At 32.4% G+C, this 15,748-nt stretch carries 17 protein-coding genes; 13 read left to right on the top strand and 4 right to left on the bottom strand.

Translation table 11 applies throughout. From position 1 onward, the window contains the following. Positions 1 to 118: 118 nt before the first annotated feature. The 10 genes from hrcA to AC6FXG_RS02160 all read left to right on the top strand — a co-directional run bounded on the left by hrcA (position 119) and on the right by AC6FXG_RS02160 (position 9,464). Positions 119 to 1,141, top strand: coding sequence for a heat-inducible transcriptional repressor HrcA (hrcA, locus tag AC6FXG_RS02205; protein ID WP_500571373.1), 1,023 nt, complete (start codon positions 119 to 121; stop codon positions 1,139 to 1,141). Next, on the top strand, positions 1,138 to 1,665 hold the full coding sequence (locus tag AC6FXG_RS02200) for a nucleotide exchange factor GrpE (protein ID WP_099950734.1): 528 nt from the start codon (positions 1,138 to 1,140) through the stop codon (positions 1,663 to 1,665). Before hrcA ends, AC6FXG_RS02200 begins: the two co-directional genes overlap by 4 nt. A 12-nt stretch (positions 1,666 to 1,677) precedes the next feature. After that, positions 1,678 to 3,504, top strand: a complete 1,827-nt coding sequence (gene dnaK / locus AC6FXG_RS02195; protein ID WP_500571372.1) for a molecular chaperone DnaK — start codon at positions 1,678 to 1,680, stop codon at positions 3,502 to 3,504. Between the two features lie 170 nt (positions 3,505 to 3,674). Beyond that, positions 3,675 to 4,820, top strand: coding sequence for a molecular chaperone DnaJ (dnaJ, locus tag AC6FXG_RS02190; RefSeq protein ID WP_500571371.1), 1,146 nt, complete (start codon positions 3,675 to 3,677; stop codon positions 4,818 to 4,820). Between the two features lie 2 nt (positions 4,821 to 4,822). Next, the gene (locus AC6FXG_RS02185) at positions 4,823 to 5,704 is read left to right on the top strand and encodes a 50S ribosomal protein L11 methyltransferase (RefSeq protein ID WP_500571370.1); all 882 of its coding nucleotides are present in this window, start codon (positions 4,823 to 4,825) and stop codon (positions 5,702 to 5,704) included. Next, positions 5,697 to 6,404, top strand: a complete 708-nt coding sequence (locus tag AC6FXG_RS02180) for an RsmE family RNA methyltransferase (protein ID WP_500571369.1) — start codon at positions 5,697 to 5,699, stop codon at positions 6,402 to 6,404. Before AC6FXG_RS02185 ends, AC6FXG_RS02180 begins: the two co-directional genes overlap by 8 nt. Next, positions 6,388 to 7,689, top strand: coding sequence for a tRNA (N(6)-L-threonylcarbamoyladenosine(37)-C(2))-methylthiotransferase MtaB (mtaB, locus tag AC6FXG_RS02175; protein ID WP_500571368.1), 1,302 nt, complete (start codon positions 6,388 to 6,390; stop codon positions 7,687 to 7,689). The genes AC6FXG_RS02180 and mtaB overlap by 17 nt, the downstream gene beginning before the upstream one ends. After that, the gene (locus tag AC6FXG_RS02170; RefSeq protein WP_075573555.1) at positions 7,665 to 8,000 is read left to right on the top strand and encodes a histidine triad nucleotide-binding protein; all 336 of its coding nucleotides are present in this window, start codon (positions 7,665 to 7,667) and stop codon (positions 7,998 to 8,000) included. Before mtaB ends, AC6FXG_RS02170 begins: the two co-directional genes overlap by 25 nt. A 73-nt stretch (positions 8,001 to 8,073) precedes the next feature. After that, positions 8,074 to 8,511 (top strand): hypothetical protein, encoded by a 438-nt coding sequence (locus AC6FXG_RS02165; RefSeq protein WP_500571367.1) that lies wholly within the window; start codon positions 8,074 to 8,076, stop codon positions 8,509 to 8,511. After that, positions 8,508 to 9,464, top strand: a complete 957-nt coding sequence (locus tag AC6FXG_RS02160; RefSeq protein ID WP_500571366.1) for an S-layer homology domain-containing protein — start codon at positions 8,508 to 8,510, stop codon at positions 9,462 to 9,464. Before AC6FXG_RS02165 ends, AC6FXG_RS02160 begins: the two co-directional genes overlap by 4 nt. Before the next feature lie 10 nt (positions 9,465 to 9,474). Here AC6FXG_RS02160 and AC6FXG_RS02155 read toward each other — a convergent pair whose 3' ends face one another. After that, positions 9,475 to 9,912 (bottom strand): threonine/serine exporter family protein, encoded by a 438-nt coding sequence (locus AC6FXG_RS02155; RefSeq protein WP_075573558.1) that lies wholly within the window; start codon positions 9,910 to 9,912, stop codon positions 9,475 to 9,477. Beyond that, positions 9,909 to 10,676 carry a threonine/serine exporter family protein gene (locus tag AC6FXG_RS02150; RefSeq protein WP_075573559.1) on the bottom strand — a complete coding sequence of 256 codons (768 nt, stop codon included), beginning with the start codon at positions 10,674 to 10,676 and terminating at the stop codon, positions 9,909 to 9,911. The genes AC6FXG_RS02155 and AC6FXG_RS02150 overlap by 4 nt, the downstream gene beginning before the upstream one ends. Positions 10,677 to 10,803: 127 nt before the next feature. On the opposite strand from AC6FXG_RS02150, the gene AC6FXG_RS02145 reads away from it, so the two are divergent. Together AC6FXG_RS02145 and holA are read left to right on the top strand one after the other, a co-directional pair. Next, a complete protein-coding gene (locus AC6FXG_RS02145) occupies positions 10,804 to 13,089 on the top strand; it encodes a DNA internalization-related competence protein ComEC/Rec2 (RefSeq protein ID WP_500571365.1) in 2,286 nt (761 codons plus the stop codon). Further along, complete coding sequence (holA, locus tag AC6FXG_RS02140) at positions 13,068 to 14,093, top strand: DNA polymerase III subunit delta (protein ID WP_500571364.1); 1,026 nt, start codon at positions 13,068 to 13,070, stop codon at positions 14,091 to 14,093. The genes AC6FXG_RS02145 and holA overlap by 22 nt, the downstream gene beginning before the upstream one ends. Here the strand turns inward: holA and AC6FXG_RS02135 are convergent. Together AC6FXG_RS02135 and AC6FXG_RS02130 are read right to left on the bottom strand one after the other, a co-directional pair. After that, positions 14,052 to 14,426, bottom strand: coding sequence for an ATP synthase subunit I (locus AC6FXG_RS02135; RefSeq protein WP_500571363.1), 375 nt, complete (start codon positions 14,424 to 14,426; stop codon positions 14,052 to 14,054). The genes holA and AC6FXG_RS02135 overlap by 42 nt on opposite strands. Further along, on the bottom strand, positions 14,419 to 14,652 hold the full coding sequence (locus AC6FXG_RS02130) for an AtpZ/AtpI family protein (RefSeq protein WP_075573563.1): 234 nt from the start codon (positions 14,650 to 14,652) through the stop codon (positions 14,419 to 14,421). The genes AC6FXG_RS02135 and AC6FXG_RS02130 overlap by 8 nt, the downstream gene beginning before the upstream one ends. A gap of 90 nt (positions 14,653 to 14,742) precedes the next feature. Between AC6FXG_RS02130 and argF the strand changes: the two genes are divergently transcribed. Then, on the top strand, positions 14,743 to 15,735 hold the full coding sequence (gene argF, locus AC6FXG_RS02125) for an ornithine carbamoyltransferase (protein WP_500571362.1): 993 nt from the start codon (positions 14,743 to 14,745) through the stop codon (positions 15,733 to 15,735). Positions 15,736 to 15,748: the final 13 nt, after the last annotated feature.

The following is a 15,748-nucleotide window of genomic DNA, read 5'->3' as shown; positions in this document are numbered from 1 at the left end:
TTTATTTTATTTTAAAATATTTTATCATTTTGTGTTTAAAAAAGATTTATAGTGGTATAATATAAATGTAGTTAGCACTCACCAAGAGTGATTGCTAATAAAAATTAGGAGGTGCGTTATGTTAAGTTCAAGAGAAGCCACAATTTTACAGGGAATTATCGAGAGCTTTATCCTTAGCGGAGCTCCAATTGGGTCAAGAACGCTTGTTAAAAGTTATGATCTAGATTTATCATCGGCTACTATTAGAAATGTTATGAGTGATTTGGAAGAGCTTGGTTATTTAACTAAGACCCATCAATCAAGTGGAAGAATCCCTTCAATAAAAGGACTTAAGCTTTATGTTTCAAATCTAATCGATAAAGAGCTCTCTGAAAGTAGACTGCCTAATGCAAATGTAAGAAATTATTTAGAAGATGGCGACAGGGAGATAAAAAATACCTTATCTAAAATAGGGACGGTTTTAAACGAGATAACAGATTATGCTTCACTAACCTTTATCAGCAAAGATAAGAATGGAATTGTTAAGGATATATTTATAAAAGAAGTATCTAGCAATTCTTATATTTTTGCTGTAATGCTAAGTGATGATGAAATTTTTACCAAGCTAATTACAACTGAAGAGGCAAATGATTTTATAAGTACGGAAAAATTTAACAGATTTTTAGGAGATAATTTTAAAAATAAGTCCACTAAATATCTGGTAGACAATTTGCTTCCACTTTTTAATTTTACTTTTTATAAGGACTTAAAGGTTTTAAATGATATTGTTAATGATATTAAAAAGAAAAGATCAGATGAACTTCAGTTATCAGGTATATCAAGACTATTAAATCATCCAGATTTCGATGACATTGACAAGGTTCGTCAAGTTGCAAATTTGATGAGTGATGATACTGAGATTAGAGATGTTCTTACTCACGAGGATAAGGACGGCATCAAAGTTTACTTAAGTGATGATGAAGATGATCCACTCTCCAGTTTAGCTATTATTACTTCGAATTATAGTATTGATGAAGATAGGATAGCATCTTTTGGCCTTATTGCGCCAATCAGAATTAATTATTCTGAGGCTGTAGCAACAATAATAGGACTGGATAGAGATTTAAAATCAATAATAAATAAAAATAGAGGTAAGGTATGATGGATAAAGACTTGAAACAAGATGTATTAAAAGATGAAGAATTAAAAGTAACAAAAGAAGAGGACCTCGATTTAGAAAAAGAGGCTTCTGAGGATGAAGAAAAACTTAATGCTGAGATAGATTCATTAAAGAATCAATTGGTAAGGCTACAAGCAGATTTTACAAATTATAGGAACAGATCAAAGAAAATTGAATTAGAAAGTGTCGGTATAGGTATCGAAAAAATGGCCGAAACACTTTTTCCGGTTATTGATAATTTTGAAATCGCCCTTAGCCACATTGAAGACCCAAGCACAAAAGAAGGGGTCCAAATGATTTACAATCAGATTATTGAGGCTTTAAAGTCTCAGGGCATTGAGCTTATGAAAACCAAAGACGCTGACTTTGATCCAAATTTACATTATGCAGTAATGATGGAAGAAGCAGAAGGCGTAGAAAGTGGTAAGATTATAGAAACATTAAAAACAGGATTTATTAAAGACGAAAAAGTTTTAAGACCAGCAATGGTAAAAGTATCAAAATAGGAGGAAATTATTATGAGTAAAGTTATTGGTATTGACTTAGGAACAACAAATTCATGTGTTTCATTTATGGAAGGTGGAGAACCCACTGTTATTACAAATATTGAAGGAAATAGAACTACACCAAGTATAGTTGCCTTTACAAAAGATGGCGAAAGACTAGTTGGTGAAACAGCAAAGAGACAAGCTGTTACAAACCCAGAAAGAACAATCTCTTCTATAAAGAGAGAAATGGGTAGCGATCATAAAATTAATATTGATGGAAAAGATTACGGACCAGAAGAAATTTCAGCAATGATTTTACAAAAATTAAAATCAGACGCAGAAAGCTATTTGGGAGAACCAGTTAAAGAAGCAGTTATTACTGTTCCTGCATATTTTACAGACGCTCAAAGACAAGCAACAAAAGATGCTGGACGCATTGCTGGTTTAGACGTAAAGAGAATTATTAACGAGCCAACAGCTGCAGCTTTAGCTTATGGTATGGATAAAGAGCACGGCCAACACAAGATTATGGTTTACGACTTAGGTGGAGGAACATTTGACGTTTCAATCCTAGAACTCGGAGATGGCGTTTTTGAAGTTCTTGCAACAAGAGGAAACAATAAGCTTGGTGGCGATGACTTTGATAATAAACTTATTGACTATATTGCAGAAGAATTTAAGAAAGAACATGGCGTTGACCTTAAAGCTGATAAGATGAGTTTACAAAGACTAAAAGAAGCTGCAGAAAAAGCTAAGAAAGAATTGTCATCAACAATGACAACAAACATCAACCTACCATTTATTACTGCAACTGCAAGTGGACCAATCCACTTAAACATGGATATTACTCGTGCAAAGTTCAATGAACTCACTCACGACTTAGTTGAAAAGACAATCGAACCAGTTAAAGAATGTATTAAAGACGCTGGTATATCTGTAAATGATTTGGATAAGGTTCTTTTGGTTGGTGGTTCAACTAGAATCCCAGCAGTTCAAGATGAAGTAAAGGCTTTAACAGGCAAAGATCCACAAAAGGATATTAACCCAGACGAATGTGTTGCACTTGGTGCAGCAATTCAAGGTGGTGTTTTAACAGGTGAAGTTAAAGACTTGCTCTTACTTGATGTAACACCTCTATCATTAGGACTTGAAACTCTTGGTGGAGTTACAACCAGATTGATTGAAAGAAATACAACAATTCCTACAAAGAAGAGTCAAATCTTTACAACTGCTGCTGACTCACAAACATCAGTTGATATTCACGTATTGCAAGGTGAAAGAGAATTTGCAAAGGATAATACAACTCTCGGCCGCTTCCAATTAACAGGAATAGCACCAGCTCCAAGAGGAATCCCACAAATTGAAGTAACCTTTGATATAGACGCAAATGGTATTGTAAACGTTAGCGCTAAGGATATGGCAACAGGTAAACAACAATCAATTACTATCACATCTTCAACAAATCTATCAGAAGATGATATTAAGAAGAAAGTTGATGAAGCTAAGAAATTTGAAGCAGAGGATAAAAAGAATAAAGAAAACATCGAAATTAAAAACAATGCTGATCAATTGATTTATCAAACAGAAAAGAGTCTAAAAGATTTAGAAGGTAAAATTGATGAAGCCGATAAGAAAGAAGTCGAAGAAAAACTTGAAGCATTAAAGAAAGTTGCTGAAGGTGATAATTTTGACGAAATTAAATCTAAAACAGATGAATTAACAGAAGTTTTCTACAGAATAAGTCAAAAAGCCTATGAAGCTGCAGGAGCTGCAGGTCAAACTCCAGGAGGAGATGACAATGGCAACGGAGGAGACGATGTTGTTGATGGTGACTATGAAGTTGTAGATGAAGACTAATTAATCTACCTGCTTAAGTAGATAATTTATAATTTGAAAAAAGCCCATTAGCTAAAATTTTTTAGAGATTGGGCTTTTCTTATGTTTAAAAATTAGCAAAATATATGTCTTTGTGTTAAAATATAAATGAATTATGTTTAAATATTTTATTCACATTAGAGGGAGTTTTAATGAGAGATTTATATGAGGTTTTAGAAGTTGAAAGAACCGCTAGTCAAGAGGAAATAAAAACTAGTTACAGAAGGCTAGCTAAAAAATATCACCCAGACTTAAACGATGGCGATTTAGAAGCTCAAGAAAAGTTTAAAGAAGTATCAGCCGCTTATGAAGTACTTGGAGATGAATCCAAAAGAAGAATGTATGATAACTACGGAACAACTGATGGAAGCGGTGGCTTTTCTGGCGGTGGCTTTGAAGATATTTTTAGTGATATATTCAATAATTTTGGCGATTTTTTTGGCGGTGGATTTTCTTATGGACGGACCAGGTCAAATGCCCAAGATGGAAATGATGCCAGGGTTGATATTACTGTAAAATTATCAGAAACTTTGCAAGATAAAGAAGTTTCTTTTACTTACAATAGAATTGTAAATTGTGATGAGTGCGACGGCAGTGGAGCAGAAAGTTCGAAAGATGTTGAAGTATGTCCTGAATGCAATGGTAGCGGCCGGGTATTTTCTACTAGACAAACTATGTTTGGCATGGTGCAGACTGAAGGCGAATGCCCAAAATGCCATGGCAAGGGAAAAGTTATAAAAAATCCATGTAAAAAATGCAAAGGAAATGGTAGATTAAAGAAGAAAGTAGAAAAAACTGTTACTATCAAAAGAGGAATTCAGGATGGCAATATAATAAATGTTGGCCCATTTGGTGATGGAGGCATTAATGGTGGTAGAGACGGTAATTTATATCTGGTTATTCACGTTATAAATGATACGAATTTTGAAATTGATAATTATGATGTTATTACAGAATATGACACTACTTTTGTGGATGCTGCCTTAGGTGCAAACAAAAAGATTAATAATATCGACGGTGAAATTGAAACTATAGAAATCCCTGCAGGAACGCAAAATGATTATGTCATAAAAATAAATAGCAAGGGTTTATATAGGTATGACAGTGATTATAGGGGAGATATGTATATTGTCATTAAAGTTAAAACCCCAACAAAATTAACTGATAAACAAAGAGAACTCTTAGAAGAGTTTTATGATGATGACAATGACGAACCACGACCCGCGAGGCCTAGGGGATATAAATTAAAATATTGGTTTTCAAAGTTAAAGAATAAGATTAAAAATTCGATGAGGTAATTATGAAAGAAATTAGCATAAAGGTAAATAGGGCAATTGAAGAGCAAATGGAAGTGCTTTTGTCCATTTGTGGAGTTGACTCATATGAGGTTGTTGATTCTGAGATTTATAAGGAGTTTAGCGAAAGAGAGAGAAACTGGGATTATATAGATGAATCGGTAATGGAACAATCGGAATATATTTCTTTTAAATGTTATTTAGATAATCCAACCGAATTAAAAAACTATTTTAAATCTCATGCGGACTTTGAATATGAGCTCACTGAAAAGGACATTATGGAAGCCGACTATGAAAATGATTGGAAAAAATATTTCAAACCTATAAAAGTTTCTGAATCTTTAATTGTAGAACCTAAATGGGACGTCCACCATGAGAATTCTGTAGTTATAAATCCTGGTATGGCCTTTGGCACTGGTAGTCATGAGACAACATTTTTGATGCTAAAGGAAATAGATAACATTAAACCTCACGGCCATGTGCTTGATGTAGGTACTGGAAGTGGGATTTTAGCAGTTGCATGTGCAAAATATTTTGATTGCAAGGTTGATGCTTATGAAATAGATGATTTAGCAATTAAAAGCGCCGAGGAAAATTTATTATTAAATGGCGTTCAAGATAAAATAAATTTATTTAAAAAAGATTTTAGAGATGTAGATATAAAGCAATACGACTATATTTTATCCAATATTTATGCTGAAACCCTAGTTGATATGATGGAAGGTTTTTCTAAGAGGATAAAACCTGACGGAAAAATTATTTTATCAGGTATTGTAGATAAGAAAGATGAAATTGTAGAAGCCGCTATGATTGAAAAGGGCTTTGAAATTTTGTCTAAGGAAAAAATGAATGAGTGGACAAGAATAACTGGAGAGTACCGTGGATAGAGTTTTCTTGAACGACTTTATTTTGACTGATGGCGATTATAAGCACATGATTAAAGCTAGAAGGCTTGGTCTTGGAGATAAAATTGAAGCGGTTATTAATGGAGAGCTTTATCTATGCGAGATAGTTGAAGTGAGTAAGAACTCGGCTAAGCTCCAATCAATAGAAAAATTAGAGATAAAAAATCTTGGACCAAAAATAACTCTCTTTCAATCAGTTATAGATAAAAAGAAGATGGAAAGTGTATTTAAATATTGCACAGCTCTTGGAGTTTCTGAATTTATACCTGTTGTTACTAGGTTTACAGAAGCTATTAAGGATAGAAATTTTGTTAGCGAAAGAAATTATGGGATATTAAAAGAAGCTGCCCAACAGTCGAAGGGAAGCTTTCTACCGGAAATCTCTGAGACAGTTGATTTTAAAGATGCAGTATTAAATGCAAAACAAGATGATTTGAGCCTTATATTATATGAGCTTGAAGATTCAAATTATATAGGAAATTTAGACTTAAAAAATATAGATTCAATTTCAATTTTTGTAGGACCTGAGGGAGGTTATCACAAAGATGAAGTTGATTTTGCAATACAAAATGGCGTGAAGCCAATTAGATTATTTTCGAGGATATTAAGATCGGAATTAGCAGGATTTTCTGCATTATCGATTATAAATTCTTGCGTGGAGGCATATGAAAGTAAAGATTAAGACACTGGGATGTAAGGTAAATTTTGTTGAGAGCATGGCTCTTTCTAAAGCGCTTGATGCTTTAGGTTATGAACTTGTAGAAGATGATATTTGCGACGTATTTATATTAAATTCTTGCTCAGTAACCAATGAGAGCGATAAAAAAAGCAGGCAGGCCCTTGGACGCAATAGAAGAATTAACCCTGATAATCTTTCGATTATTATGGGTTGCTACTCCCAAGTTTCAAAAGATGAATTATTAAAAAATAAAAATGTAAATATAGTTTATGGAAATATTGATAAGATGAAGGTCGTAGATATTATTAATGACCATGCATTAAAACTTGGAGAAAAAACTAATGCGGTGAGTGATATTTCCAAATACAGGGTCTATGAAAATTTGCCAATTCATTCTACAGGCGAAAAGACCAGGGCGTTTTTAAAGATTCAAGATGGTTGCGATAATTTTTGCACCTATTGCATTATTCCATACGCCAGGGGAAGAGTGCGTTCTCGTGATATAGAGACTATAAAAAAAGAAACCCAGTATTTAAAGGAAAGCGGTGTTAAAGAACTTGTAATTACCGGCATTGAAGTTGCAAGCTACGGAAAAGATTTGGACGGTTATAAACTTATAGATGCTATTGAAGCTGTAGCTGAAGTTGATAAGGATATGAGAATCAGGCTTTCAAGCTTAGAGATAAGTGTAATAACGGATGACTTTTTAGAGAGAGTTTCTAAGATAGAACACTTTTGCAGGCATTTTCATTTATCCCTTCAATCAGGTTGTGATAAAATTTTAAAATTAATGAACAGGAAGTATACAAGAGAAGTTTTTAAAGAAAAGGTCAAAATGATTCGTAAGTATTTTCCGGATGCAGGCATCACATCCGACGTTATCGTTGGCTTTCCAAATGAAACGGATGATGACTTCAAAGATACTTTAGATTATGTAAAGGACATAAAACTTTCTAGGATCCATGTTTTTCCTTATTCAATTAGGAAGAATACAAAGGCCGCACTAATGGATCAAGTAGATCCTCAAACAAAAAATGAGAGAGCTCACTTACTTCGTGATGTCTCCGAAGAATTAGAAGATGAATTTTTCAGAAGCATGGTGGATAAGAGAGAAAGAGTTTTGATAGAGGAGAGGTCAAAAGGAAAGTTTATAGGCTATACTTCAAATTACATTAGAGCCGAAATAGATGCAAATGAAAATTCAGATTTGAAGATAAATCAAGTTGTGGATGTAGAATTAAAAAATCAAGGAGGTAATTTAAAATGGATTGTTTGTTCTGCAAAATAGTTAAAGGTGATATTCCGTCAAAGCTTGTTTATGAAGATGATATATGTTATGCATTCGAGGATATTAATCCAGTAGCACCAGTGCACGTACTCTTTATTCCTAAGAGACACATTGATGGAGTGGATAAATTAACTGAAGAAGATGCAAAAAATGTAGGTCATATATTTTTAAAGATTGAAGAAGTTGCAAAAAAACTTGGTTTGGATGATGGTTACAGGGTTGTTTCCAATGTTGGAGAAGATGGTGGTCAATCAGTAAGACACCTTCACTTTCATTTAATTGGAGGCAGAAAACTTACTTGGGATTTCTAGGAAAGAGGGCTTAAGGCCCTTTTTTATTGCAATTAATGGCAAAATATTGTATAATTAGTTATCGGAGGAAGATATGGAGTATAATTATGATTTTATAAATAAACTTGATTTTGAAAATATTTTATCAAAAGATCAGTTTGTAAAATTTCTCAATAGTTTAAAGGCTTATATTAATGATAATCAAATTATAATAAGCACTACAAAATCATTAGATGATCTACTGTGGATGTTCACAGATTATTTTGATGGCTCTTATGAAGATATGGATAAAAAAGTTATTCCCATTGGATGCTTTTCGCTCTTATATTTTATATTGCCGTCATCTGTTATGAAAAAATATGTAGGTGAGAAAACCTTCTTTAGATCAGCCTTAGTATTTTCCTTTGCGTTTTTCACTCTGAACTCTGAACTTAAAAAATACAGAGAATTTTTAGATGAAAATAGAGTTGTAATAACAACTGAATATGGCGATATAAGTTATTATCGTCATAGAATTAAGGAGGAATTATGAAGAAAATAGCAATTTTATTATTGCTTATAGTACTTATTTCATCTCAATGTCTTGCAAGCCAAGTCTATACTTTTGATAATTTAGTTGGGGAGATAGATGCTCAAGATGATAAATATGTAAAGATTTCCTGGAATATCAATAGTGATATGAAAGAGGCCATTGCCAGCGGTGAAATAAGTAATGTTTTAGTTGAGATGGATGTTAAACTCGATCAAAATAAGTACTTAAGTGAAAGAGAAAAGCCCTTACACACTGTAGATGCAAGTGTAAATGAACTTAGATTTTCACCCTTTGAAGACAGGGCTGAGATGAATGCAAATAATACACTTGTTTCAATAAGGCTCAGATATTCATACGATAAGGATGGAGAAAATATAAAAACAGAATTTATAGATCCTATTATTTTAGGACATGATTCTTATGTTAAAAAATCTTCTTACTGGAGCAAGAATGAAATGGACACAGCTATTAAAATGGGTCTGATTCTTTCCAGTTTTAAGGATGATGTTAGTCGTCCTATAACTAGATATGAATTTACTAAAGTTTTAATGAAGCTAAATTCTTATATAGGTAAGAAAAAAGCAGATGTTAATTTGACTTTTGATGATGTCACGGACAAGGATATAAATTTAGCCCATAGTTTAGGATTGGTTAATGGGGTTGGTGGCCTGGAAGGCAATCGTTTTGCAGGTGAATTAAATTTAACCAAGCAAGAAATGGCAACTATACTTGAAAGATTCTTAAACTTATTAAATGCAAGTATTGATGAGCAAAAGCAAGTTGATGTAGTGGATATGGACCAAGTTGCAAGCTGGGCAAAAAAATCAGTTCAAACTTTGTTAAATACTGGAATAATAAAAGGGGATAGCACGAAAAAAATAGACCCTATGAGGAATGTTACCTGTGAAGAGTCTATTGTAATGATAATTAGAATATTTAATTTTGCAAAATAGCCTTAATGGGCTATTTTTTTTTGACTTTCAATCTAAATGCCCTAGCTAATGAAGAGCTAACCATAATTGATACGGCAATTGCAACTGCAATAAATGAGGCTTCAAATAGTAAAGCCACACCAGCGTTTTGATTTCCTTGGATCAGGTTTAAGATACCTTGATAAGTCTTTAGTCCAGGAACAAGTGGAATAAAACCAATTATAATAAAATTAATAGCTGGTGACTTTAATTTTACAGCGGCGATTTCTGTCCCTATGCCTAATAAGAATCCAGAAATAAGAGTTGCAAATACAGAATTAACTCCCAAGGATTGGAGATATTGCAAGCTGGTCCATGTCATGCCAGAAAATAAAGCACAAACGATCATATTTCTTGGTCTGACTGAAAAGATAAAGCAAAAACTTAAGCCAGCAATTGTACTAAGAGCAAATATTTTTAACCAAGTCATAATACACCTCCAAAGAATGTGAAAAATGTAATTGTAAAACCAACTCCAAAAGCAATTGCAATAGCTATTGTAACAGCTTCCATAACTCTGGCCATACCACTTAACAGGTCTCCACTCATAAAATCGCGAACACCTGCTGTAAGCGCTACTCCAGGTACTAGTGGAAGGACTGATCCAACTATTGTAGAATCAAGGTTTTGTCCTAGACCAATCTTGTTTAGACCAATTGCTATTAGTGTTACCATTAGTGATGAAACAAAGAAACCTAAAAACTGTGCATTAGTATGTTCAATTATTTTTTCACAGCTATGGAAAGAGATTGAACTTGCAATTAATGTTGCAATAAAATCGCTGATATTTCCACCAATAAGTATTGAGAAAATAGCGCATCCAAGTGCACCTCCAAAAATTATCAGCCAATAAGGATAGGGACTATGTGCATTAATTTCTTTGAGTTTTTCAAAAGCTTCGTCTGTATCAATTTCATGATTTACATAGGACCTACTTAGATTATTAATAAGCTCTATCCTTGATAAGTTTGATGATCTTTTATCTATGTTTTGAATAAAGCACATCCCATCTTGGGTATTATCACCAATAATTACTACAGTTGGCGATACAAAGGTGGATATATTATGAATATCTCGACTGGCGAGCATTCTTTTAATAGTATCTTCAGCTCTATAAGTTTCAGATCCACTTCTTATCATGGACTCTGCAGCATATAAAGCCATTTTATATATTTTAGTGTCTTTTGAATCCATAAACAACCTCCGTTTATATTATAACTTATTTAGAGAATGAGTCAATACATTTAAATTTCAAAAATATTATGGTTAAGAAAGTCTGGAGAAAGTTTTATTTATATTGTATAATTATTCTGGAGGAGAAATGGCAGACTTACTTTTATTTTTATTAATGGGAATATTTGCAAGAGAATTTTATTTTATAATTCCTATCTTTATTTTATTTACATATATATATTTTAAGAAGAACAGGATATCTAATAAGAGAGCTTTGATTTTGCTTATGGTAATGATATTGGCTTTTACCAATAGCTTCTTAAGATTTAATTCATTTAATAAAAATAAAATTGTTGATACAGATGGCATCGTGACAGATGTAAGAACATTTGATGATTATAACAGAATAACTATACGCAGTGGCTTATCTAAAGTCTATGCTTACGATGTTAGCAAAGAATTAAATAGGGGAGACAAAGTAAAATATCAGGGAAGACTTGAGGTGCATAATAGAAGAACCATGCCTTTTCTTTTTGACGCCAGAAACTATTATTATTCAAATGGTATTTCTTATAAACTTTCGGATGCAGATCTTTCTTATAATGGTCAGTCTTGGCTTAGTAAGTTTGAAAATATAAGAGTCTGGGCGGCAGGAGTTTATGATAAATACTTATATGAAAATGCCAGTACAATCTCAAAAGGACTAACATTAAGATATAGAGAAGATACTCCTATTTTACAAAATATAATGGCAATAGGCCTAAGTCATATATTATCTGTTTCAGGTTTGCATTTAGGACTAATATTTTCGTTTATATTTTTTATATTCTCTTTAACAGGCATGAAAATAAAAGCCAGAAGTTATCTTTCGGCTCTTGTAATATTTTTATATTGCCTGGTTGTAGGCTTTACTCCATCGCTAATTCGTGCAACGATAATGATATATGTATTAATATACAAGAGGCTCTACAGACCAAGTCTAGAAACTAAAGACGCATTATTAATAGCAGCTCTTGCGAGCCTGTTTATAAACCCATATTATATTTATTCAATTGGATTTTTGCTTTCCTACGCTTGTATGTTTGGAATTATTTTTATTTATAGTAGATTTGCTAGAAATATAAAGTATGAGAAGACTTTGGCCTATTATTTTAAAACGGCCTTGCTTTTAAATATTTCAATACAAATTGCAACCTTGCCAATAGTAATTTATTATTTTAACAAGGTAAATATATTAACTGTATTTATAAATATATTATTGGTTCCAATCTTCAGCTTGTATTTAATTTTATCAGTTTGTTTGCTATTATTTTCTAAAATAAAGTTTTTGGCATTTGGTCTTGCTTTTGCAATAAATAATATGAGCAAGTTTTTAGATACTATTACGGGAATTTTTAATAAAAGCTATTTGATAGCTATATTTGAGTCTCCGGATAAAATAATCATAGTAATTTATTATTTGATTTTACTCGGGATTATATTTTATAATAAACTTAGATTGGTAAAACTTGATTACAAGACTCTTTTTATTATGGTTCTAATTCTTTCAATACCAAATCCTATGAACTTTAAAAATCAAGATAGGGTTGAGTTTTTAGATGTTGGGCAAGGTGACGCAGCACTTATAAGTATTGGAAAAAAGAATATTATGATAGACTCGGGAGGTAATCCCAGAAATCAGGGGGCTGTTGGTAAAAATATTATTGAGCCATATTTAATAAAAACTGGTCGAAGAAAAATAGATTACGCATTTATAAGTCATTATGATTATGACCACGCAGGTGGCTTCACTGAATTGAGCGACGATATAAAGATTAAACACGTCATCGTTAACCATAAGTACGAAGCTGATGATGACCAAGGTGATTTTAAAGACAAACTTGAAAAATTAAAGCCGAGAGAAGTAAGAGAGGATGCTAGTTTTAATTTGGGCAAAGACTATTCGATAAATTTTATTGGAGGAAACCAGGACTTGATAAATGAAAATGACAGGTCAATTGTGGCGGTCTTTAGAAAGAAAAATAAAAACCTAGTTTTATTTACCGGAGATATAGAGGAAGAAGCTGAACAAAAAATATCAGCCAGATTTCCAAAAACTTATATCATAAAAGCACCTCATCATGGGTCTAAAACTTCTTCGAGTGATGAAATTTTAAATGCTGTAAGCCCTAAAAATGTTGTTATTAGCCTTGGTAAGAAAAATAAATTTGGTCATCCCCATAAGGAAGTTATAGACAGGTACAAGAAAAGGGGAATAAATATTTATAGGACAGATTTAGACGGTCTCATTACTTTCGACCTCAATGATTTTAAAATATATACTTACAATGGCAAAAATAGTATAATGACTATCATAATAATTTATTTGCAGGTATTGGTCTCTATGATTTTGGTTTTATATAGGGAGGAAAGATGGACTATTCAATATTTATAAATAGGATAAAGAAAAACATGATAGGGGGTCCATATGCTTTTGTTGGTGAGGAAACTTTTTTAGCTGACAATACGTTGGAACTCGTAAAAGAGGCTTATGTAGACCCATCTTTGGAATCTATGAACTACTTGTTAATTGATGCTAGCAAGCAAAGTGTAAATGATATTTTAGAGTCTGCCTACCAACTTCCACTAATGGCAGAAAAGAGACTCACTGTTGTTAAGGACATTTCTGATGCCCAGACAAAAGATTTGGCTGGTAAAATAGAAGATTTAATTAAGCTTGGATCAAGCTCAATTGTAATTTTTATGTTTACTCCAAACAATATTAAAAAAACTACGAATTTTTATAAGTTTTTATCAAAAGCTGATTCCATTGTAGAGTTTAATACTGTAAGCGAAAGCCAATTAAAAAATTGGGTGGGCAGAAAGATAGAGCAAAATAATGTGGATATTGACGACGATGCTTTATCGCTATTTTTGATGCACATAAATTACACAAAGGAAAATCAGAATAATTCCTTATATTTTGTTGACAGTGAACTTAATAAACTTTTCTCTACACAAAAACAAAAAATAACTATTGCAGATATAGAAGAACTGACTAGCAAGAGCCCAAGCTCAAATATATTTAAACTCACGGATGCAATTAACGAAAGAAATGAAAAAGAAGCCTTTAGGCAGATTGATAATTTATTTAAAACCAACGAAGAACCTGTAAGGATTTTATATATGATTACTAGGCAAATTATCAATATGAATAAGGTATACAAAGAGCTTGGTTCAAGCCAATATGAAGCCACTAAAAGAATTGGCATATCACCATTTGAATATAAAAAAATCAGGGCAAGTATAAATAAATATAAGGCAGATGAATTAAAGCTTGGTTTAAAATTGGCCAAGCAAGCAGATCTGATAATTAAAAGCAAAAAAAATGACCCCAGAATATTAGTGGAATCACTTTTAATTGGATTTTTTAGATTTGTAGATATCTATGAAGTTTAAAATATAAATTGCCCAAGATAGGGTTAAGAGCCCTATGGCACAAGTATATATATTTAAATAAAGGGAAAAGTGGGCTACTGTTAGAGCTAAACCATAAAAAATAAATCTTTTAACATAATTTAATTTAGCAGAGGACTTGGCTTTTTCAGGATCTTTATTTAAAGTCTTATCCAAATCGAGTGCGGAAAGTTTAAAAAGCAAACACCTAATTGCCGTGCCAAAAAATGTGCCAATTATTAGCGGAAGGGGATTTTCAAAAAACAAATAAACAGGGGAGATAATGGCGGATATTATAAACGATGTTTTAATATATTGAAATAAAAAATTATTCATCATCTTCACCTGTTTTTTTATTGTCCTTATCGATTATTTTTTTTATGTTTAAATAGGCGCTTGCAAAGCCCGAAATAATTCCAAATATCATAAAGATTATAAAAAATATATTATTTAATTTAAAAAGCTTATCTAGAAGGTAGCCAACTAGGCATCCTAAGAGAATAGATGTTACTAAATTTAACCCTAGCTGAGTGATAAAAGTTAAGTATTTTAAGTGTTTCATTTTTGCCCCTTTCTACTTGCATTTTTAACATTTATATTATATCATATTAGAAGATGGATTAAAACCATTAAATAAAATAAGGAGTGAATTATGGGAGTAAATTTAAGAGGAAAAAGTTTCCTAAAACTACTTGATTTTTCAAGTCAAGAAATCAGATACTTGCTAGACTTGAGCAAGAACTTTAAAAACATGAAGATGAATGGTGTTGACCACAAATATCTGCAAGGCAAAAACATGGTTTTGCTATTTGAAAAGACATCTACAAGAACACGTTGTTCATTTGAAGTGGCTGGCTACGATTTGGGAATGGGAGTTACCTATCTTGATCCAGGCAGCTCACAAATGGGCAAGAAAGAATCTATTGAAGATACCGCAAGAGTACTTGGTAGATTATATGACGCTATCGAATACCGTGGTTTCTCACAAGATTTAGTACAAACACTAAGTGATTATGCTGGAGTTCCTGTATATAACGGACTTACAGATTTATTCCATCCAACTCAAATGATTGCTGACTTACTCACAATCGAAGAAAATTTTGGAAGACTAAAAGGAATCAACTTTACTTACATGGGTGATGCTAGAAACAATGTAGCAAATTCACTCATGATTGCTTGTGCAAAAATGGGAGTCAATTTTACAGCATGTGCACCATCACATTTATTCCCAGAAGAATGGCTTGTTGAAGAAGCAAAGAAAATTGCTAAAGAAAATGGTTCTACAATCACTTTGACAGAAGATGTCAAAGAAGGTACAAAGGGAGCTCATGTATTGTATACAGATATCTGGGTATCCATGGGTGAGCCTGATGAAGTATGGGAAGAAAGAATTAAACTTTTAAAACCATATCAAGTAAACAAAGAAGCTATGGAAAATGCAGCTGAAGATGCAATCTTTATGCACTGCTTACCAAGTTTCCACGACTTAAAAACAACCATTGGCCAAGATATTCACGAAAAATTTGGCTTAAAGGAAATGGAAGTAACAAACGAAGTTTTTGAATCATCAAGAAGTAAAGTTTTTGATGAAGCAGAAAACAGAATGCATACAATTAAAGCAGTTATTTACGCTACTTTAAAATAAATAAGCATTGAGA

It is taken from the genome of Ezakiella massiliensis (assembly GCF_059862345.1).
The sequence above is the reverse complement of the archived record's forward strand: the minus strand, read 5'-3'. Positions and strand labels throughout refer to the sequence as shown.